This window comes from Chryseobacterium sp. CY350 (genome assembly GCF_027945075.1).
Classification (GTDB): Bacteria; Bacteroidota; Bacteroidia; order Flavobacteriales; family Weeksellaceae; genus Chryseobacterium.
In genome coordinates, this window is sequence record NZ_CP116034.1 from 1,098,157 (window position 1) to 1,119,382 (window position 21,226).

Annotated in this window: 16 protein-coding genes and 1 tRNA gene; 9 read left to right on the forward strand and 8 right to left on the reverse strand. The window is 34.9% G+C overall.

Annotated features, from left to right (window positions below; genetic code table 11):
- Positions 1-80: 80 nt before the first annotated feature.
- Positions 81-1,823, forward strand: a complete 1,743-nt coding sequence (locus tag PGH12_RS05000) for an FAD/NAD(P)-binding protein (protein WP_267596990.1) — start codon at positions 81-83, stop codon at positions 1,821-1,823.
- Here PGH12_RS05000 and PGH12_RS05005 read toward each other — a convergent pair.
- From PGH12_RS05005 to PGH12_RS05025, 5 genes are all read right to left on the reverse strand, one after another.
- The gene (locus PGH12_RS05005; RefSeq protein ID WP_267596991.1) at positions 1,820-2,419 is read right to left on the reverse strand and encodes a Crp/Fnr family transcriptional regulator; all 600 of its coding nucleotides are present in this window, start codon (positions 2,417-2,419) and stop codon (positions 1,820-1,822) included. The two genes, PGH12_RS05000 and PGH12_RS05005, sit on opposite strands and share 4 nt — an antisense overlap.
- 371 nt (positions 2,420-2,790) lie before the next feature.
- Positions 2,791-2,864: transfer RNA gene (locus PGH12_RS05010), tRNA-Arg, on the reverse strand.
- A gap of 77 nt (positions 2,865-2,941) precedes the next feature.
- Positions 2,942-4,711, reverse strand: a complete 1,770-nt coding sequence (locus tag PGH12_RS05015) for a TonB-dependent receptor (RefSeq protein ID WP_267596992.1) — start codon at positions 4,709-4,711, stop codon at positions 2,942-2,944.
- A gap of 32 nt (positions 4,712-4,743) precedes the next feature.
- The gene (locus PGH12_RS05020) at positions 4,744-5,241 is read right to left on the reverse strand and encodes a hypothetical protein (RefSeq protein WP_267596993.1); all 498 of its coding nucleotides are present in this window, start codon (positions 5,239-5,241) and stop codon (positions 4,744-4,746) included.
- Positions 5,238-8,201 (reverse strand): tetratricopeptide repeat protein, encoded by a 2,964-nt coding sequence (locus PGH12_RS05025; protein ID WP_267596994.1) that lies wholly within the window; start codon positions 8,199-8,201, stop codon positions 5,238-5,240. Before PGH12_RS05025 ends, PGH12_RS05020 begins: the two co-directional genes overlap by 4 nt.
- 252 nt (positions 8,202-8,453) lie before the next feature.
- On the opposite strand from PGH12_RS05025, the gene PGH12_RS05030 reads away from it, so the two are divergent.
- The 3 genes from PGH12_RS05030 (at position 8,454) to PGH12_RS05040 (ending at position 11,199) form a co-directional block, all read left to right on the forward strand.
- The gene (locus tag PGH12_RS05030) at positions 8,454-10,127 is read left to right on the forward strand and encodes an APC family permease (protein ID WP_267596995.1); all 1,674 of its coding nucleotides are present in this window, start codon (positions 8,454-8,456) and stop codon (positions 10,125-10,127) included.
- Positions 10,128-10,508: 381 nt separating this feature from the next.
- A complete protein-coding gene (locus PGH12_RS05035) occupies positions 10,509-10,853 on the forward strand; it encodes an Mpo1-like protein (protein ID WP_267596996.1) in 345 nt (114 codons plus the stop codon).
- Positions 10,854-10,857: 4 nt separating this feature from the next.
- Positions 10,858-11,199, forward strand: coding sequence for a DUF4377 domain-containing protein (locus PGH12_RS05040; RefSeq protein WP_267596997.1), 342 nt, complete (start codon positions 10,858-10,860; stop codon positions 11,197-11,199).
- A gap of 41 nt (positions 11,200-11,240) precedes the next feature.
- Here PGH12_RS05040 and PGH12_RS05045 read toward each other — a convergent pair whose 3' ends face one another.
- Together PGH12_RS05045 and PGH12_RS05050 are read right to left on the reverse strand one after the other, a co-directional pair.
- Positions 11,241-12,182: an SPFH domain-containing protein gene (locus PGH12_RS05045; RefSeq protein ID WP_267596998.1), complete on the reverse strand. Its 942-nt coding sequence runs from the start codon at positions 12,180-12,182 to the stop codon at positions 11,241-11,243.
- Between the two features lie 71 nt (positions 12,183-12,253).
- Positions 12,254-13,609, reverse strand: a complete 1,356-nt coding sequence (locus tag PGH12_RS05050) for a deoxyguanosinetriphosphate triphosphohydrolase (RefSeq protein WP_267597698.1) — start codon at positions 13,607-13,609, stop codon at positions 12,254-12,256.
- 97 nt (positions 13,610-13,706) lie between these two features.
- Between PGH12_RS05050 and PGH12_RS05055 the strand changes: the two genes are divergently transcribed.
- The 3 genes from PGH12_RS05055 (at position 13,707) to PGH12_RS05065 (ending at position 16,326) form a co-directional block, all read left to right on the forward strand.
- Entirely contained in the window at positions 13,707-14,411 is a 705-nt protein-coding gene (locus PGH12_RS05055; protein ID WP_267596999.1) for an endonuclease, read from the forward strand.
- 538 nt (positions 14,412-14,949) lie between these two features.
- Complete coding sequence (locus PGH12_RS05060) at positions 14,950-15,441, forward strand: MepB family protein (protein WP_267597000.1); 492 nt, start codon at positions 14,950-14,952, stop codon at positions 15,439-15,441.
- Between the two features lie 177 nt (positions 15,442-15,618).
- Positions 15,619-16,326, forward strand: a complete 708-nt coding sequence (locus PGH12_RS05065) for an AAA family ATPase (protein ID WP_267597001.1) — start codon at positions 15,619-15,621, stop codon at positions 16,324-16,326.
- Between the two features lie 235 nt (positions 16,327-16,561).
- Here the strand turns inward: PGH12_RS05065 and PGH12_RS05070 are convergent, their stop codons facing one another.
- Positions 16,562-19,564 (reverse strand): LamG-like jellyroll fold domain-containing protein, encoded by a 3,003-nt coding sequence (locus PGH12_RS05070; protein WP_267597002.1) that lies wholly within the window; start codon positions 19,562-19,564, stop codon positions 16,562-16,564.
- Between the two features lie 507 nt (positions 19,565-20,071).
- Here PGH12_RS05070 and PGH12_RS05075 point away from each other — a divergent pair.
- Positions 20,072-20,293 carry a hypothetical protein gene (locus tag PGH12_RS05075; RefSeq protein WP_267597003.1) on the forward strand — a complete coding sequence of 74 codons (222 nt, stop codon included), beginning with the start codon at positions 20,072-20,074 and terminating at the stop codon, positions 20,291-20,293.
- Between the two features lie 29 nt (positions 20,294-20,322).
- Complete coding sequence (locus PGH12_RS05080; RefSeq protein WP_267597004.1) at positions 20,323-21,165, forward strand: transporter; 843 nt, start codon at positions 20,323-20,325, stop codon at positions 21,163-21,165.
- Positions 21,166-21,226: the final 61 nt, after the last annotated feature.

The window sequence follows — 21,226 nt, forward strand, 5'->3', positions numbered from 1 at the left end:
AAGTTTATTTTTTATGCTTATGTTTCCTGACAATAGGTATACATTTTGAATTAGAATATTCTGAATAATCCTATAAATTTATGTCACAAAACGACTCCCAAACCATTGCCTTAATCGGTGGTGGCCCAGCTGCCTTATTTTCATTAAAACACATACTTCTAAAACAAATACAAACTGATAAGATTATCATTTTCGAGAAAAATGGCCATCTCGGGATGGGAATGCCATATAGTAATGCAGGAGCCGGCCATGAGCATGTAGCAAATGTCTCTGCAAATGAACTTCCTGAGTTAGTAGACGATATTGAAACATTTGTAACAGAACATCCTACAGATGAGTTTCCAGATTATATAAAGAACGGTCACATTAACCGCGATCAAGTAATTCCAAGATTGTTGTTGGGGAAATTCCTCGAAAATCAATTTAAGAAATACATCAAAATGGCCAAAAAATCACATATTGATGTTGTAGGTTTAACGAATACTTCTGTGAAAGATATAACAACAGTACAAGACGGAACATTTAAAATCTTTACTGATAATAATGAGCAACACATGGCAAATGTTGTGATTCTCTGCACAGGTCATCAGTGGCTAAAATCTTTCGAAGGGAAACACAAAGGCTGGTACGATTCTCCTTATCCACCATCAAAATTCACCCAACATACCAATCATCCGGTTGCGGTAAAAGGCGCATCACTAACTGCTGTAGACATTATCAGAACTCTGTCACGTTTGAATGGTGAGTTTAAACACGATAAAGATGATAAATTAACATACACATTGCATTCTAAATCTAAAAATTTCAAAATTGATCTTTATTCTTTAAGCGGATTATTGCCTGCACTAAGATTTCATTCTGAAGATGATGCCTTTTCGCCAGACTGGAAAATGTCTTTTAAAGAAATCTTTGAATACAAAAAAAATAATGGTGGTTTTGTAGATCTTGATTATGTATTTGATAAAAATTTCAAGTCTGTTGTAAAAAATAAAGATCCGGAATTTTATAATGAAATAAGCGAACTGAGTATCGAAGAGTTTGTTGATAAGATGATGAAACTGCGTAGAGAATTAGACAGTTTTGATCTTTTTAAAGCTGAATATGCAGAAGCTGAAAAGTCTATAAAAAGACATCAGTCTATTACCTGGAAAGAGGCACTTACGGCATTCAGCTATGCGATGAATTATCCTGCAAAACATTTCTCCGCAGAAGATATGCTGAGACTTAATAAAACATTAATGCCGCTTATTTCTATTATAATTGCTGCACTTCCGCAGTCGTCTTACCGTGAGATGATCACTCTTTATGACGCAGGAATTTTACAGCTTAGTAATGTTGACCGTGAAAGTACCGTTGAGCCATTTGAAAATGAAGGCGCAATTTATCGTTATCAGACAGAATCAGGGGATTCAAAAGAAATAAGTTACAAAATGTATGTTGATGCCACAGGACAAAGTGCGATGAACCTGAACGACCTTCCTTTTGACGGACTTAAAGAAAGTGGTTTTGTGAGTTCCGGTTATTTAAGTTTTAAAGAAACTGAAGAAGCCATCGAATTAAATAAAAAAGGAAACAAACAGATCATTAAAGGTTACAATGAAAATTTTTATTTAAAAGTTAATGGTCTCAGTATTAACGATCATTTTCAGGCTTTAGATTCTTATGGTAAAGTGCAGGAAAAATTATATATCATGTCAGTTGCATATATTGGTGGCCTGAATCCCGATTATTCCGGTCTTGATTTTTGTGACACAGCTGCAGATACGATTGCCGAATCTCTGGCGATGCCAAAAATGATTTCGAAAGTTGATCTCAGAGCTTAGTAAAAAATTTTTCGATTTCTAATTTGTAGAAGTTGATCCTTTTCCATGTTTTTAATGATTCTGATCACTGTTTCTACCCGCAAATTGGTGAGCGATGCCATTTCTTTGCGGGTATAAGGGATCTGGTAAGAATAGAGTCCGGTTTTTTTATGATAATTCTTCAGGCAGTCCATTAAACCTTTTACTTTATGTACAGGATCTGAAGCTGTAATAAGATTCATCATCACATATCGGTAATACATTCTTTCGGCTGTATAATGATATAATTTTCTGAATATCTGCGGGTCTTGCCCCAACAGTTCAAAAAATTTAGATCTCGTTAACCTCATTACTTCGCTGTCGTCTGTCATCACTTCAGCATTCACAGGATATGGTGAATCGGAAAATAGAAAAGTCTCGCCAATACAGTGTCCTACGGTAGGAAGACTATGTATAAATTCTTTCCCGTCCTGCTGATAATTGTTGAGTTTTACTTCACCGCGGATAATCTGATAATAAAATTTTGGAGTTTCTGCTTCTCTGAATATAAAATCATTTTTGCTGAAACGTAACAATTCTCCTCCATAACGAAAGAGCATATCTTCACTAATTAACATTGATAAAAAGTCTTCTTGTTTTAAACTAAAGTATTGCACTTTACAGGTGCAATACATTGGATTGATATCACGATCAGATCTCCTGAAAGTGAGACTCAAAGGTAGTTTAAGAAGTCTATTTGTCGCTATGATCAAGATCATATGGATTACAGATCGAAAAGTACGGCAGATAAAATACAGTTGACAATCATAATCATTTCAAAATTTAAATGAAACTTTCCTTAAATCTATGGTAATGCACCAAACGAAATGTTAGACTGATATGTTCAGAAATTATTAAGGTAAATTTTACTGAAAAGTTTTCTGATAACGATTTATTAATTAATTAAAAATAAAAAAAGGTGCAAAACTTATGATAAGTTTGCACCTTGTGACCTCGGAGGGATTCGAACCCCCAACCCTCAGAGCCGAAATCTGATATTCTATCCAGTTGAACTACGAAGCCGATCTTTAAAAAGTAATGAGTAATCAATAATAAGTAATGCAATAATGATTATTACCGCTTACTCATTACCACTTTTTTTAGAAAGTAATTTTCACACCTCCCACAACCTGCGCACCAAGAACTTTGTAGCCTTTGTACGTTTGGTATTTTGAGCTTAGAAGATTGTTTCCGAGTGCGAAAATACTGAAATTTTTGTGAATTTTATACTCTGCTGACAAATTTAGATCTGCAAAACCTCCAACTTTGTCATTGGTGTCTTCTGCCGACTGGAAAACCAATGACGGATTTCCCACGCCTTCAAGCATATACGAATTTGTGGTTCTGTCTGTTGCGAAAATTCCTTTGAAGCCTAAAGACAGTTTTTTCTCAAACATCGTATATTTTGCACCGATGCTTCCACTGACTAAAGGTACATTATAAATATTGTCATAATTCTTTAAATCATACTTTAAAAATCGTACGTCAGCATCCACAATCAGATTTTCGAGCGGGAAATATTGTAAACTCCCTTTGATATCGCTTACATTTCCATCATCATAAACTGCAGAAAATGTATTCGCAAAATCATAACCCGGACGGTCTAAAGTAAATGTATTGTCGAATAAATTATTTCCCTGGAAGAACATAATATTTCTCATTTTCCCAAATCCGGCAGAAACATCGTATTTAAAAGTTTCGTCGATATCACCTCTCAAACCTGCGTAAAAATGATATTGTGTTTCCGTCGGTCTCAACATTTGGTCTGAAACCAAGAACGGATTTGCCTGCAATAACTCGCTGTAAGTATTTAGCTTTAAACCACCGTCTACTCCACCATAGAATTTAAATTCTTTAGCAGCAGCAACCTGAAATTCGGCCTGAGGAAACCAATATGTTTTATTATTTTTTAATTCTTCAGCTAAAATTAAATTTGAATTTCTCGCATTTAAAAATGAAAAAGATGATCCTAACATTAAATATGATTCACCTTTTGCAAAAGTCACCTTCGGAGCAATATCTGCGTTAAAAAACGTTGATGAGTTTTCACTTAATAAAGCAAAATCTGTTTTTACAGTCTCCAATCCTAAACCTAAATCTGCATTTAAAACAATTCCGTTGTCAGAAAGTTTCACAGCATGTTTTGAAAGATTCGCTAAGATCGAAGCCTGATTTTCTTTTGCATCAAAATGATCACTCAAAAATGAAGACTTTACTCTAACATCGTTTAAAATTTCATTAGAATAAAAATCGTAATAACCATTTACTTTAAACTGATTTACTTTCTGCTTCAAGTCTACATCCGCAGAAGGCGTCAATGCATAAATTCCGTAATAATTGTAATTATCTAAGCCGTATTCAGCATTAACATTAATTTTTCCTTTCTCTCCATAAGAATTTAAGAAAGCGCCTAAAGTTGCCGAACTCTGATCAGAATCCCAATCGTAAACTTTTTTCAAACCGTTGGTAGAAAGCACATGAACATCTGCTCCCACTTCAATTTTATTCTCAAGAGTTTTAGAAATGTTGGCGTCTGCCAAGATCTTTCCGTAATTCCCCATTCCAAACTGGAAATAATTGTTCTGAGCCGTTCCGTCAAATTTTGGCGCAACATCTTCACTCTGAATGGTAGAAGTTTTAAAATCTGAAACCGCAGGAACGTCTGTAATATTGTATTTCACAGGATTGGCTGATTTCTCTTCCGGCGGATAGTTTTTTATGATTTCAACTGAGGTTTTCTTCTTCTCAATTTTCTTTACTTCCGGTTCTCTTTTTTTATTAAGAATCAGTTTTTCTTCTTTGATCTGAGAAAACGCCACCGACGAAATTCCTAAGAATAATATAGATAATATTTGAATTTTCTTGTTCATACTCTTAATTTTAATCACAAAGGATTTTAAATCTATTGAATATTATTGTTTATTTTTTTAATTAGTCCTCCTCCTAAAAAATCTCGGAAGATTCCACTACTTTCATCTCTTTTATATAAGTAATCATAAAATGTTCCTTCAGATTTTTTACCATTACTAAAATAATAACCTATAAAATGATTAGGGTTAAATCTAAAATCATTTATTATAATATAGGATGTATAAAAATTAACTCCCACTCGGTTTAAGGGACCATAAAAATTTCCGTCCCAATCTCCTCCAAATAATCTGATAAGAGATTCACCAATATATGAAGTTAAAAAATCTTCTAAAATTTCCCGATCACTGTCTAAGGATTTTGAGTATTTCTCTAAAATTTTATCAATTTCTATTTCTAAACTTTCTAATGAAAAATTGAGAACAAATCCTTTCCTTTCCATTATCGTTGCAAAATATTCTGCACAAATTCTTGGATTCATGGGTTCGGAAGTTGAATATTCAAAAGAAATATCCTCTCCTAAAAAAATCATTTCTTAATCATTTTTTTCACTTCCTTCGCTTCTGCCACAATTTCCGGGAAATCTGCATAGTTTGAAATAATTTGATCGCAAGTATAACTGGCCTGATAATTATCTTTCAGACCAATATAATTTTTCGCCATCAAAACCAATGCTTTTGCGCCCCAATAATCTTCTGATGCGTAATTATTAGCCAGTTTAAAGATGGTTTCATTAGAAGACTTGAATGCTTTTCCTTTGTTCTGATAGAATGCTTTTGCGTAAAGAGCTTCTGCTGCAACTTCTGTGTTTGAAGACTTTTCAAGAGAAGTGTAAGCGTTCTGTGCATCTTTATCTTTCCCAGAATTCATCAGACTTCTCGCCTTAATTACTTTTGCCGTTTCAATAACTGCTGCAGAGTTTTTATTGTTGGCAATAACGGCGTTTGCTAATTTCTCAGCTTCTGAGAAATTCTTTTCTTCTGCATACATCTTCATCAACTCAACATTAGCATAATTTTTAATGTTAATATTGGATGAATTTTTAATGTTTTCTAAATATTTTTTAGCTTCAGCAGAATTCCCTTGGGCAATATAAATTTGAGAAACTCTTGTCGCCGCATCGTCCTGATAATCATTCTGAAGATTGGCAATTTCCTGAAGAACTAATAAAGCTTTCGTAGAATTATTCATCTGGTAATAACTTTCACCCAACTCATATTTAGCCTGATAAAGACCTTCCCCTGTAGGATTTTGCGTTAAATATTTCTCATAATAAGAAATGGCATTCTTATAATCTTTCTTCGCGAAATACTGTTTTCCTGTTGATAAATTGATTTCGTCGATTTCAGAAGCATCAATATTCACTCCGACATTTCGTGCAAAATCAGCATATCCAGAAACATCACCGTTTTTCGTGAAAATAGGTTTCGCAGCCTGAACAATCTTCTGTGCGTATGCCGTATTTTTATATTGTTCGCCAAGAGATTTTAATTCAGATAAAGCTTTATCATTTTGATTTTGGTCAATATAGTTCTGTGCTCTGTAAATTGATGCGTTGGCCACCAAATCTTTATCTGGAGAAGATTTTACAACCTTACTGAAGAAATCGTTAGAATTTGCAAAATCATCCTGAGCAGCGTAAGCCACACCCATTTCGTACTGTGCATCATCAATATATTCTGAACCTGGATATTTAGAAATCAGTGACTTTAAATTACTAATTTTTGCAGCCTGATCATCTTTAAAACCTAGAGCCAAAGCTTTTTGATACAAGGTATAATCTGTGGCATCTTCGTTTTTATCGTAAATCGCAATCGCCTGATCTAAATCGTTGTTAGCGTAATTGATATCTGCTAAACGAAGTTCAGCATCATTTTTAAACTCAGGTTTCGGATTTTTTAGATATTGGGTAAAGTACTGTTCTGCCTCATCAAACTTTTTAGATTTAAAATAAGCATAACCCAAATCATAAGGTAGTTGTTGCTTTTCCGGGAACGTTTCGTTGTTCAGTTTTTCGTAACGAACAATTGCAGAGGGATAATTTCCTTTTTGATAATACACCTGACCCAACCAGTATAAAGCCCTGCTGTTGAATTCTTTATTGATATTAAACTCTAAACTTCTGAGGAAATATTTTTCCGCTTCATCAAAATTACCTTTATTAAACTCTTCGGTTCCCAATAAATAAGAAACTTCCTGATCTACTTTATCGGTTTCAGGAGTTGAATTTGGCAATTTATCAATCGCATTCAGAGTTTCTTTAAAATTCCCCGAGTATAGATAAGATTTAACCAAAAGCGATCTCATTTCTGCATTTTTAGGACCACTTGGGTTTGCCGTAATATAATTTTGAATTACCGTTGTCGGACTTTCAAAAGGATTTCCGATGTCGTAACCTAATTTTGCGTACTGCTCGTGCGCCAACTGCTTCACACTCGCATCATAATCCATCTGATAAGACGAACGAAACGCTGAAAGTGCTTCCTGCTTTTTATCAACCGCCAAATATGCATTTCCCAGCTGATAATATGCATTCTGAGCCAAAGCCGAATTGCTGTTGATCAATTGATTATAATAAGAAACTGCTTCGTCATATTTTTTAAGCTGAGCCGCTACAAATCCCATTTCATACAGATCATTTTCAGATGGGTTTTGCTGAACGCTTAGATAATCTTTCAAGTGTGGATATGCTGATTCATAATCATTCTTCATGAAATATGATTCACCGATAATTTTGTGAACCTCTGCTTTATAAGACGCCGAAATATCTTCATTCAACAAAGCATTTCCTTCTGAAATTGCTTTATCATAATCTTTATCATTGTAATACATCTGCACATAATACGGACGTACCAATTTTGAAAATTTCGGCTGATCTTTTATCGAATCAAAATACTGAAATGCCTGATCATTTTGCTTGTTTGAATAATACAAATGTCCCAACATATAAGCAATATCTCCTTTTTGAGATTCGTCTGCTGTTTTGTGAGCTTCTTCCAGCGCATCGATTGCGCCTTTAGAATCGCCCATCATAAACTTAGCATAACCCAATTTCAGAATATACTGAGTATTTTCTTCTTTGGTCAGTTGGTATTGATTAACTTTTTTTAAAGTTTTTAAAGCTTTCGCAAAATCTTTTTTCGCCAGATAATAGTCCGCTAAAGGAAGATTTGCCTGCGCAAAATATGCAGAATTAGGATATTCTTTCATAAAAGCCGTCAAACCTTCTTCCGCATGATTTTTCTGAAGAATAACCCCTATCACATTATCAAAAAACTGAGCAGCTTCTTTTTTCGACTGCTCCAAATTCTGATTATAGAAATATTGGCGTGCATATTCGTACTGTGAAGCGTTGTATATTTTGGTCTGATAAAGATTCTGTGCAAGAGTAAACCTGTAGTTTTCCTTTTGAGTAAAGTATTGAGACTGTTGCGCTTCCGAAACTCCGAAATAGAAAACAGCAGCCGCTAAGAGTATTTTTTTTGATTTCATTAATATCAAATTTTAATAGGGGTACATCTTCAAAAATAAGACCAATTGCCTTACATTTTAAACATGTTTTTATCCACAAATTATCAACGAAAATATCAAAAAGATATTGCATAAACAAGTCTTTTCAGATAATGTTAGTCTGTGGATTAATTTTTAGTATTAATTAACTTTTGAGTAATAATTTTTAAGATAATATTAATTATTTAATAGAAATAATTACATTTGTTTTTTTCAACTTATATATAATTATTGATGAATCAACTTTTCAAGAGAAAAAACTATTCAGAAACAGATACTTCTACTAATCTTTTAAGAGTTCTCGGAACCTGGGACATTGTATTTTTTGGTATTGCCGCAATTATTGGCGCGGGTAGCTTCAGCAGTTTGGGCGAGGCTGTTTTCAGAGGCGGTCCCGGTGTAATTTTACTGTACCTGATATGTGGTTTTGCCTGTGGTTTTACCGCGCTTTGTTACGCAGAATTTGCCAGCAGAATTCCTACAGCGGGTTCGGCTTATACGTATGCTTACGCCAGTTTTGGTGAATTAATAGCTTGGGTAATCGGCTGGGCTTTGATCATGGAATATTCTTTTGGAAATATTTACGTCGCCTTTTCATGGTCAGATTATTTTACCAGTTTTATTGAGAGAATGGGAATGCACATTCCCGACTACCTCACGTGCAGCTATACTGAAGCAAAAAAAGCCTTTATGAATGGCTCGGAAAATAAAGAACTCATCAATGCCTGGACAAGCGCGCCTTTGCTGGGAAGTTTGAAATTTATCGTCGACATTCCTGCGCTGGTTATCAACGGATTGATCACGTGGCTTTGCTACCGTGGAGTAAAAGAAAGTAAAAATTTCAATAATTCTTTAGTGATCTTAAAACTTGCCGTGATCGTACTTGTGATCTTGGTTGGTTATTCATATATCAACACCGAAAACTGGACGCCTCTAAGCATTGAAACAGGAACACGATCTTTTATGCCAAATGGTTTTGCTGGGGTAATGAGTGCCGTTTCAGGAGTTTTCTTTGCCTACATTGGTTTTGATGCACTGAGCGTACTTTCTGAAGAGACGAAAGATCCACAGAAAACTTTACCGAAAGGAATGATCATTTCTCTGGCTCTGTGTACAGTTATTTATATTGTCCTGACTCTGGTTCTTACAGGAATGGTAGATTACCGAAAATTTGACGGTGTAGGAGATCCGCTTTCTTTCATCTTTGAAACTTCTAATGCCAACGTTGCCTGGATGGAACTCACGGTTTCTTTTGTTGCAATTGTTGCCATAACAACTGTTTTGTTGGTTTTCCAGATGGGGCAACCAAGAATTTGGTACGCAATGAGTCGTGACGGACTGATGCCTAAGAAATTTCAGGAGGTTCATCCAAAATATAAAACACCATCGTTTGCTACCGTAATTACCGGTATTGTAGTGGGAGTTCCTATTCTTTTTACAGATAAAAGTTTCATACTAGATTTTACGAGCATTGGGACTATCTTTGCTTTCGTATTGGTTTGTGCCGGAGTCTTGCTTCTTCCTGCAAAAGAAAAAATCAAAGGAAGATTTCATCTGCCTTATATCAACGGAAAGATCATTTTTCCTGTCATATTTATAGGAGCTTTGGTTGGGTTTTATTATTTTCAGCCAGAATTTTTTGACACATTGATGGAATGGAATGATCCTAAAAACGGAGAATTTAGGGCTTCAATATTCTTTTTTATACTGATTAATCTTGGACTTTGCGTACTGACGTTTATCAAAAACCTTTCATTGATTCCATTGATCGGTTTAAGCTCTTGTCTATATTTATTGACAGGAATGAGTCACGATAACTGGTTTTGGTTTGGGCTTTGGTTTGCTGTAGGTTTGGTTATTTACTTCTGTTACGGATATAAAAACAGCAAGTTGAGAAGTGCCAATTAGCAGATGAAGTATCTTTTCTGTTTGCTATGTTTAATCCTCATCGGATGCAAAAAAACGTCGTGATGAAAAGAGCAACGATTTAACTATAGATAATTTAGAAGTAAGGAAATTTTCAACAGCAAAAGCACTAAAAGATTTTTTTTCAACCTTTAAGGTTATAAAGTTTTTTACAACAATCAGATTTCAGATTTATTAAAATTCACTAAAGTAAATCATTAAGCAGAGTGCTTAAATCAATTTATTGATTCTTAATCTTTCTTAAGCCTTTCATTTTCTTAATGTTTTAAAAATGTCAAGTGATACAAATTACTATATTTTCAATGCATTAATAATTGGCGAAATAATTGCTAAAGTTTCTTTAGAACTTTAAACTACACTACCATGCCCGAAAGAATCAAAACATACCAAGAGTTCTATCAGTTTTATCTCGACGAACATAAGAAATTAGGAACAAGAATTTTTCATTTTCTTGGAATTCTATTTGTTTTTCTAGTGATTGGATTTGTCATTTACACCGGAAAAGAAAGATTTTTATGGTATATACCGATCGTTGGATACGGTTTTGCATGGCTGAGTCATGCTTTTATTGAAAGAAATAAGCCCGCAACTTTTAGATATCCTTTATGGTCATTAATTTCAGACTTTAAACTTTTTTTTGAACTTTTAACTGGCAGACAAAAATTTAGAATAAAAGAAAAAACAACATTTGATGAACCCAAAAATTAAGCATATGAGATACATTTTAAAAACTTTGATTCTTCCAATAGCTATTTTGTCGATCATGATACAATGCAAACCGTTAGCAAACACAGAGTCAGCAAATGAAAAAACTTTTATAATCGCATACCAAACTGCCGATTGTACAGGAGTTGCGCCGATGAAATGTCTTCAGGTAAAAGAAAAGGAATCTGACAATTGGGGAAATTTGTACAGCAATATCGAAGGCTTCACTTACGAACCCGGATTTGAATATGTTTTAAAAGTAAGAACAGAAAAAATTCCAAACCCTCCAATGGACGGCTCGTCGATAAAATATACTTTATTAAAACAAGTTTCAAAAATCAAGAAATAAAAAAATCCTCTCAAAATATTCTGAGAGGATTTTTTTATTTTTTAGTGTCCTGATTGTCCAAAATCTTTTGGAGGTTTAGGATAATTTGCAGTGCTTAATTCATCCATTTTTTGCGTCGCCGCCATCGAAACCACCAAGTCATTCAGCATTGAGCTTGCTGCTGTTGGCGAATTCGGAAGCAACACCAAATTGCTTCTGTTATTGGCTCCAATCGACTGCAATGTATCATAGTGCTGTGTAACTACAATTAATGCAGAAGCTTCCTGCGCGTTGATATTTGCTGCATTCAGCATTTTTACAGATTCTTCAAGTCCTTTTGCAATCTCTCTTCTTTGATCGGCAATACCTTGTCCCTGTAGTTTTTTAGATTCTGCTTCAGCTTTTGCAACAGCAACAATTCTGATTCTTTGTGCTTCAGATTCATATTCTGCGGCAGTTTTTTCACGTTCTGCAGCATTAATTCTGTTCATTGCGTGTTTTACCTGCTCATCCGGATCGATATCAGTAACCAAAGCTTTGATGATATCGTAACCGTAACTTTGCATTGCTTCCTGCAATTCACTTTTTACAGCCACCGCAATATCATCTTTTCTCACGAAAACATCGTCTAATTTCGTTTTCGGAACTTCTGCACGCACAACATCAAAAACGTAAGAGGTAATCTGATTTTCAGGATTTTCTAAACGATAGTAAGCGTCTTTTACGTTTTCTCTGATGACCTGATACTGTACAGAAACTTTCATTTTAATAAAAACGTTATCCAAAGTTTTCGTGTCAATAATAACGTCTAACTGTTGAATTCTAAGATTTAGACGCTTTGAAATCTGATCCAAAAACGGAATTTTCAGATGTAAACCGGCGTGGCTCACTTTTAAAAATTTACCTAATCTTTCTACGACCGCAGCAGATTCCTGCTTTACTGTAAAGAAAGAAGCGAATAACGTCACAAGTCCGAAAAAGACCAAAATACCTAAGTACACCATAATGTTTTTTTTATGAATTAGCTGATAAGATACAATTTCTTGTAATATAAATCAAATAAAAATGAGTAATTCTACATGGTCATCCCGATATCGATTCCTTTTATTTTTCGGTAAAGGTCGGTCGCGTAATTATCTGTCATCCCGGAAACAAAATCAATGACGCCCAACACTTTCTGGTAATCGCTACCTTCATCATAAATAAACTGTTTAGGAATCAATTTTAAAGCTTTGGTATCGTAAGATTTAATTTTATCCTCAGACTTAAGTATAGACGGAATAAAATGATCCAGAAGCTCATACATGACGTTGTAACCTGCATTTTCAATTTCCACAACCGCTTTATGATTATAAATTTTCTCTATCGAAAAGCTTTCAATATCCTGCAAAGACCTGTTTTCGTTTTTATAGATATCAAGTAAAGCTTTATTAAGGTTTCCTTCAAGAATTTGAGTGAAATTCTGCTTATACATCGCAATAGATTTATTAATTAAAGCATTAATAACTTTCGCTCTGAGGTATGAGATTTTTTCGTTGTCATTGCCTATAGAATCAAGTTTTCTCTTTACTCTTTCAACGTCATCAGTTTCAGATTTTACCAGCTCAAAAAAGAGATTCTTGCAATCTGCTGTTGAAACAATTCCCAATCTGTGTGCATCTTCCATATCGATAATATTGTAACAAATATCATCAGCAGCTTCTACAAGCCACACAAAAGGATGTCTTTTGAAAATTTGCGGCTCCTGACTTTCGGAGATCATATCTGTTCCTTTTGCTATTTCCAGAAATATCTCTTTCTCATTCTGAAAAAAACCGAATTTCTTTCTATGAATTATTCCTTTTTTCTTAGCAATCGCCTCGCAAGGATATTTTGCAATACTCGCTAAAGTGGCAAATGTCAGTTGAGTTCCTCCCGCGTCTTTTCCCTGCTGTTGCTGAGCCAACACCCTGATTGCATTGGCGTTTCCTTCAAAATTAACAAGATCTGCCCATTCTTTATCATTAAATTTTGGCTTAAGATCATTTTCATTTCTGTCAAAATAACTTGCGATGGCGTCTTCACCGGAATGTCCGAATGCAGGATTTCCCACATCATGACAAAGACATGCTGCAGCAATAACATTTCCTAAATTATGATTGTAAAAAATCTTTGATTCTTCTGTAAGATCACTTTTATAATTTTCTGCTACAAACTCTCCTATTACACTTCCCAAACTTCTTCCCACAGAAGAAACTTCCAGAGAATGTGTAAGGCGGTTATGTACAAAAACACTTCCCGGAAGCGGGAAAACCTGAGTTTTATTCTGGAGCCTTCTGAATGCTGAAGAAAAAATAATACGGTCAAAATCTCTTTGAAAATCTGTTCTTGAGGCAACAGTATTTGGATTATTACCGGTCCGCTGACTGGTAAAGATCTTGTTCAAATTCATCATTTTCCAAAATTAATTCAAATTTTACTTTTAAAGGAATAATATTTGAGTTTTTCTTGAAAAAAAAGCTATGCCTGAAGGTCCCACAATTGTTTTAATGAAAGAAGATCTGCAAAAATTTGTAGGTGAAAAAGTACTGGAAGTTATTGGTAGTGAAATTCCCGAAAATCTCGATCTCAGGGGTGAAATTTTGAAAGAAATCAAGACATTTGGAAAACAGACGTACCTCATTTTCGACAAAATTAGTTTTAAAGTTCATCTGATGATGTTCGGTTCGTACAGTCTGTATGAAAGAAAAGATATTGACACATTAAGGCTGGGACTGGCTTTTGAAGATGGCGGAATGTATTTCTACACCTGTACGATAAAAGTCGTTGACAAGAGTATTTTAGAAAAAATCAACTGGGAAGCTGACATTATGAGCAGAAAATGGAATCCCGAAAAAACAGAAGAAACTTTAAAATCACAGCCAAAAATGATGATCTGTGATGCTTTGATGGATCAGGATATTTTTTCGGGCGTCGGTAATATTATTAAGAATGAAGCATTATTCAGAGTAGGAATTCATCCTGAAAGTCTCGTTGGAAATTTAACATCAAAAAAACTTAAAGATATTATTGCAGAAGCTCGAAATTACGGATTTGATTTTAAAAAGTGGAAGAAAGCAAATGTTCTCAAGAGACACTTCCAGATCTATCATAAAAAGCTGTGTCCAATTTGTGGTGAAGAAGTTATAAAAAAAGAAACTGGAAAAAGTAGGCGAACCAGCTTTTTCTGTTTAAGAGATCAAAAATTATTTTAAAAGCTCATTTGTTATATTTTTTGGGGAACATTATTATTGACTTTTTTCGATCATTATGCTGTTCATACTTTATTAATATCATTGTCAACTTGAAAATACAAAATATAGAAACATTAACATATTTACATTTTTTTACGAATAAATCAATTAAAAAGTAACCCGAAGCCCATATTTCATCGTTAAATATTTAATAGTAAAAAGCTCTAAAAAGCATCTTAAATGACGGTAAAACCCTGATATACATCATAATATTTTTATTTGACATTTTACCTGAAAGCTGTAATATTGCATTATAGAATTCGCAATAGATATTTAAATAAATAAAAATTCAATATTATGATCGCAATCGTCGGAGTAGCAACATGTGCAGTTTTAGTTTCTTCTTATATCGCAACAGTGAAAAAAGAAAATAACTAATCAGGTTAAATAGCTGCCTATTAAGCAAATTTATCAGTTAGTATTATTTATGTTTGCAGTCTCAATGGCTGCCCGCTGTTTTGCTCAACCGGAGTAAAGCAGCGCAAAAAAACATAAAAAAATGATTACAGAACTCGAGCAACTACAAAATTCAATTTTTTCTAAGCTCAACTTAATCATCTCTGATCTTCGGCCTGATCCCGAATGTGATGAGTATCTTGGTCATAGTTTTAAACTTGATCGATTCAATATAAAATTCAGAAAAGCTAAAATTACCCCAAAGAAAATCGGGCAGTTTGTTACTTTGTGGAAGAGAAATCCTGTAAGTAAAATAACGGAGCCCTTCAGTTCAGAAGATCCTTTCGATTTTTACATCATTTTTTGTAGATGTGATGATAAGAATGGATTTTTCTTTTTCCCTAAAAATACTTTATCTCAAATGAAAATTCTTACCAATGCTTCAAAGGAAGGAAAACGCGGATTCAGAGTATATCCGAATTGGGATCAACCTGAAAACAAACAAGCAACCAAAACCAAAGAATGGCAGAAAGATTTTTTTATTGAGTTTTCGGATGGTGACTTTCTTGGAGAACTTCGTCAGTTTTCTTTATAAAATAATGAAAAACAAATCGGGAATCAACGATCAAAAGACGATTCATAATCAAAAACTTCTCAAAACTATTATTGGAAAATCTACTTGACGTGACGTAATTTGAATAAATTTTCTATTAACTAAAAGTTTGGAAAGAATTATCTTTGAAACCACAAACTCTTTTAATCAAATTAAAAAATGAATCTGTACAACCTCATCATTCAGTACAAAGAAGAAGTAACGATAGATGATGTTTTCCTGGAACCACAAAATCGACAGCAGTTTGTACAGCTCATTAAAGAACAGACTTTTGCCAAGGAATTGATGGAACACGGACTTCCCGTTAACAATAAAATTCTTCTAGAAGGAAGTTCTGGTTGCGGAAAAACCATGACTGCAAAAGCGATTGCCAATGCTCTGGGTAAAAATATTATTATTCTCAATCTCAGCAATATTGTTTCTTCAAGAATCGGGGAAACTTCACAAAATATCAAAATGATCTTCGACAAAGCGGCTAGAGAAAGATCTGTTTTATTTTTAGATGAGCTGGATCAGATCGGGAAAGCTCGTGGAAGTGATGACAAAGATGTGGGCGAAATGAGACGGCTCGTCAATACGTTGATTCAATTAATCGATTATTATCCGGAAAACGCGCTTTTGGTTTGCGCCACCAATCATGCAGAAATCATTGATACAGCGATTATCAGGCGTTTTCAGCTGAAAATAAAATACGAAATGCCTTCCAAAGATTTCTTGGATTCTTTCTATCATAATCTTCTAGCAAAATTCCCAGAAGATTTAAGAAATATTGAACGAAAATATGAGATCTCTTTCGCTGAAGCAAAAGACTATGCTTTTACGGTAGTGAAAGGAAATTTGATTAAAAAATTAGAAAAAAAAAAATAATTTAAGATCATTTAAGCCAAAGAATATTATCGGTAGAAAACTAATCTTCATCCTAAATCGACTCTCGTAATCTTTCCTTATTTTGATCATTCAAATCAGCAGTGTTCAATATCCCTCTCGCTAACGGATGGAATTTTAGATAAAAAAGATGAAATAGTTTTAAAACAAAAAATCCCTTCAAATAAATGAAAGGATCTTCTAATATAATATGAAAAAAACTAAGTGTATTGTCTTTCTACTGAACGATAATTTTAAAGTTGCTGTTTAAGTTATCTCCCGAAACATTCAGAATATAGTTTCCTGAAACTTTTTTACCACCAAAATTGAGATTGAAAGTTCCGTTTCCATCTGCATTCAGCTTTTCTTTAATGATAACTTTTCCGGTCATATCGATTACTGTCGCCGTCAAACTGGATTTTTTATATTCAGGAAGTTTGATAAATAACTGATCTTTTACAGGATTTGGATATACCGATCCCACATTTTTACTGATGCTGAATTCTGCATTACCCAAAACAGCCTGATTGTACAAAGCAGAAATTTCTGTCTGAGTAAGCGCGTAATTGTACATTTTCAGTTCATCAAATGCACCTTTGTAAGGAGCTGGAGCATTCGTAGTCGCTAAAAACTCAAGCTCACCAATATTTCCGATCACAAGATCACTCGCTTCCCCAATACCTGTAACAGCAGTTTCGTCTCCCTCAGAACTTAAAACGCCATTCGTGTAAATTCTCATTTTGTGTGCAGTAACATCTCTCTGTATCACCACATGTACCCAGTTTCCTGTAAAATAGTTGGCAATTGGGGATGTTATTTCTTTTTTGGTTACATCATCATCGATCGCATATCTTAGCTGGCCACCTTTGATCTCGATATTAAAACGTTTACCAGTTGCTCCTGTTGCTACATTTTTAGTAAACGAACCTTTGCATAAAACATATAAACTTGTCGCCGAAGATGATGGAATCATAGTTGAAGGAGCTTTCATCCAATAAGAAACAGTAAAAGAATTTGTGTTGAATAAAATCTGCTCCTGATGCGGAATACTTGCTATATAAGGAGTTGTGGGTGCCGATGCAAGATCAAGCGCGTAGTTTTCTTTGCCGGGAACTCTTACCGTGGAATTGTCGTAAGCTACATTTAGAGATCCATGATTGGCAAAGGTCGTAACATCTGTAATCTGCTCTCCTGCCAGCGGCGCCTCAGAAAATGGCCAGTTACCTACAAGAGACGGGGTAATAGCTTTGAAGTTCCATACATTTCCTGATGCCGAACCAAGAGCATTTGAAGCATCAATTCTCCAGTAATAATTGGTGGCAGGACTTAGATTTGAAAGTTGATACGTTGGCGTTGCAGAGTAAGGCACTGTGGCAATATTGTTTAAACTCTGCGGATCTGTCCCGAAAAACACTGTGTAACTTGTTGTATTACTACTACCAGTCCATTTTAGAAGCAGGTTACCATTATTCAGTTCTACGTTGGTATTGTTGTTTGAAGGCGTTGGTGTTGAGGCCTGTGCAGGAGCTGACGGAACAGGAGGTGTTGTAACCGAAGTATTTGCTGTGTAAACGGAAGATTCTGTTGCGTTGGTGGCTTTTACTCTGTAATAATATTGAGTATTCGGAGTCAAACCCGTTTCATTATAACTTGTCGTATTTGCCGGCAATGTCGCAATCACTGTAAATGCAGTTCCGTTGAGTGAACGTTCTAAGACATAATTTGTTTCATTGGCTGCATTATCACTCCAGTTTACGGTAAGAGAACTTGATGCCGGATTTCCTGAGGTAAGCGGATTTGTGAAATTTAAATTTGATGGCGGAATAATAAATGCCGCAGGTGCAGTATTCGGCAAACTGTTGATGTATGCCTCAATATTTAGATATGGAGCATGAGCCGTGCTTACCGCCAAAGCATCTGCGACGTTAGGATTAAGTCCGTTGGCAGTTTCCCACACATCCGGCATTCCGTCATTATCAGTATCTAAAGGAGCGGGAGCGCCATAAATATGTCCTGCTCCACCATTTGTAAATCCGAATTGAGTCGTAAGATCAGTCTGTACATACACATAAGTAGCAGCCGTACCTTTAGAAGAAAGATCTGAAATCATTAACTGATCTACCTGATCGCGCTGCGGATAAGATGCACCTACACCTGCAACAATATTGTCAAACGAAGCCTGTGCGGTAAGTGCAGGATTTTTCATCGGGTAATCATATGAAGTAGGCTGTATCGCAGTGATATCTCCTACCGGATAACCTATAAGATCCTGAGGAACAAGGGTTCCATCCAAAATTCCGTTTTTGTTGTTATCAAAATAATTTCCGGAACCATACAGATTAAAATTCGCATTTCCAACGCTAAATGGTGTAGAAACCGTCGAACTTGTATTCGGGCCTCCTATGAAATAATTGTTTAAAATATTTACATAAGATGCTCCGGCAGAATCTCCTCCCATAATGTATGCCTCTCCGGACTGAGTATGTCCGTAGGTATTTCCGTAATTTCCCCAGTTGTACACTACATTATTTACAAACTCGTTGATTCCTTTGATCTTATTGTTACGCGTTTTGTTACAGATATATAGATTTCCAATGAGACTGATTTTCCCTCCCGGCGGCGGTTGCATCAATCCTCCCGCAGAGTGATTATGACGGTGCATTCCCTGTCCGATAATTGAATTCTGAATTGTGATATTGTCGGGAGCAGTACCGTTATTGTCCCAGTTTACAGAAAATACTTCATCTGTTCCCCAAGTAAAAGTCATGTGGTCTAAGATGATATTTGCTCCGTTTGCAATTCCAGACGCATCCTGATTCTGGGAAGTTCCGCCATATCGAATTCGCATGTATCGCGCTATTGTATTATTTGCTCCCGTAAAAGAAACTCTCGGTCCCAAAAATAAAATTCCTTCTCCCGGCGCGGTCTGTCCGGCAATTGTTGTATTGGCAGAAACAGCTACAACTGATTGTAAATTAACAATTCCACCAACTTTAAAGATAACAAATCTTCCCGGCTGGCTCACCGCGTCACGAAACGAACCAGGGCCGCTGTCATTAAGATTGGTCACCAAATATATCTGAGGATTTGCTGCGCCTCTCGCGCCCGTGGTAAATCTCCCAAAACCGGTAGCTTCCGGAAATGCTAAAGTCTGAGCATTGAAATCAGCAACAGATAAGGTGATCCCGCATAGCAATAAAGATTTAAGAGCTTGCTTAAAAAGTAAAGATTTATTTTTCATGAATATTAAATTTTTGTGTTTACCAAGCTAATCACAAAGACAAATACAAGCATCCTGCCCCATCCTGCTACCATCTATTAATCAAACCTTTACAGTATAAATTTTGATTTTAATTCAATATAAACAAGTATTAACATACTGGAAATCACACAAGAGAACTATCTAAAATCTTTCATTTTTTATTTAAAGTTTTGACTTTTGATTTGTATTATAAAGAATTCACCAAATGAAAATAATACAGAATAATATGTAGACTAATTACTAAATTGTTGTGAAATTAGACCAGTATTCTTTTGAATTTTAAATTAAATGATACCATCGGGGAAACAGAAGAGTGACATTACGAAATGATAGATCGAAAAAAAAGTCTACGAATTTTTAGCGGTGTGGCTTCGTTATTGCGTTACGAAAATTAACTATTTTAAGTTTAAGAATTAGTTTTAAAATGATCAATAACTTTAACTTAATAGTACAAAAAAATCTTTAACACCATTAAAAAATATTATTATGCAATTTATTGAATTTAAAAAAGAACACTTTGTTCACGACGAAAAAAACGGAAACTATTTCTTAGAAATCCCTAAAGAAGAAATTGGTTTTGGCGAAATCAAGGTACAAAAGAAACAGGAAGATGAAACGCTTTCAGAAATGGAATACGAGATCACCGATGATCTAAACCATGTTAAAATTACTCTTGAAAATCCACAGAACATACGAGTGAATTTCTAGTTTCAGTTTAAAAATCAAGAAGAGAGAAGATGATAAGCAATCGCATTTCTAAGCTATTTTTAGGCGCAATTATTTTGCCTTTCGCCTGTTATGGTCAAAAGGAATTGCCTTATAATTATTCGCTTTTCAAGCCTGTTCCCAAATCTATGATGAGGGAAATGGAAACTGATCGACCCGACGTTACAGAATCTCCGTACACCGTAGATGCGGGACATTTTCAGTACGAAACTGATTTTGTAAGGCTTGTAAAAGAAAAAACTGAAGAGAAGAAAACCAATACATTATTGATCAATCAGGCGAATATAAAGATCGGACTTACCAAAAGCACTGCAATACAGATTGGTTTCCAGACTTACGGAAAGCAAAAAGAAACTGATATAGCGACCGGAAATAAAGAAATAACGAATGGTTTTGGTGATGTAACTTTAAGAGTTAAACAGAATTTAATAGGAAATGATCAGGGTAATTTTGCAATGGCATTATTACCTTATGTAAAATTTCCCACATCAAAATGTGATGAAGAAAGTCGTTTCGAAGGAGGTTTAATTATACCAATGATGTACAAGCTGCCGGGAGAGTGGAATCTGGGATTTCAGGTTGAAGTTGACCGATTGAAAGACCAAGACCAGCCATCAATGCACACAGAGTTTTTACAAACACTGACAATCAGCCATCAAATCTTGAAAAATGTTGACGGCATCGCAGAAACTTATTACACCTATGATTTTAAAGAACATCATTTTTCCAGTTTTCTAAATGCAGCCGTTCAGATGAAAGTCGTAAAAGATTTTAAATTTGATGTCGGAATTAACTACGGACTTCAACACGATGCGGAAAAACAATTCTTTTTTGGCGCATCCTATCGTCTTTAAATCATGAAAATAGCTTGAGCTGAACTGATTTAAGAAAAATTATAAAAAACAAAATTCTCTT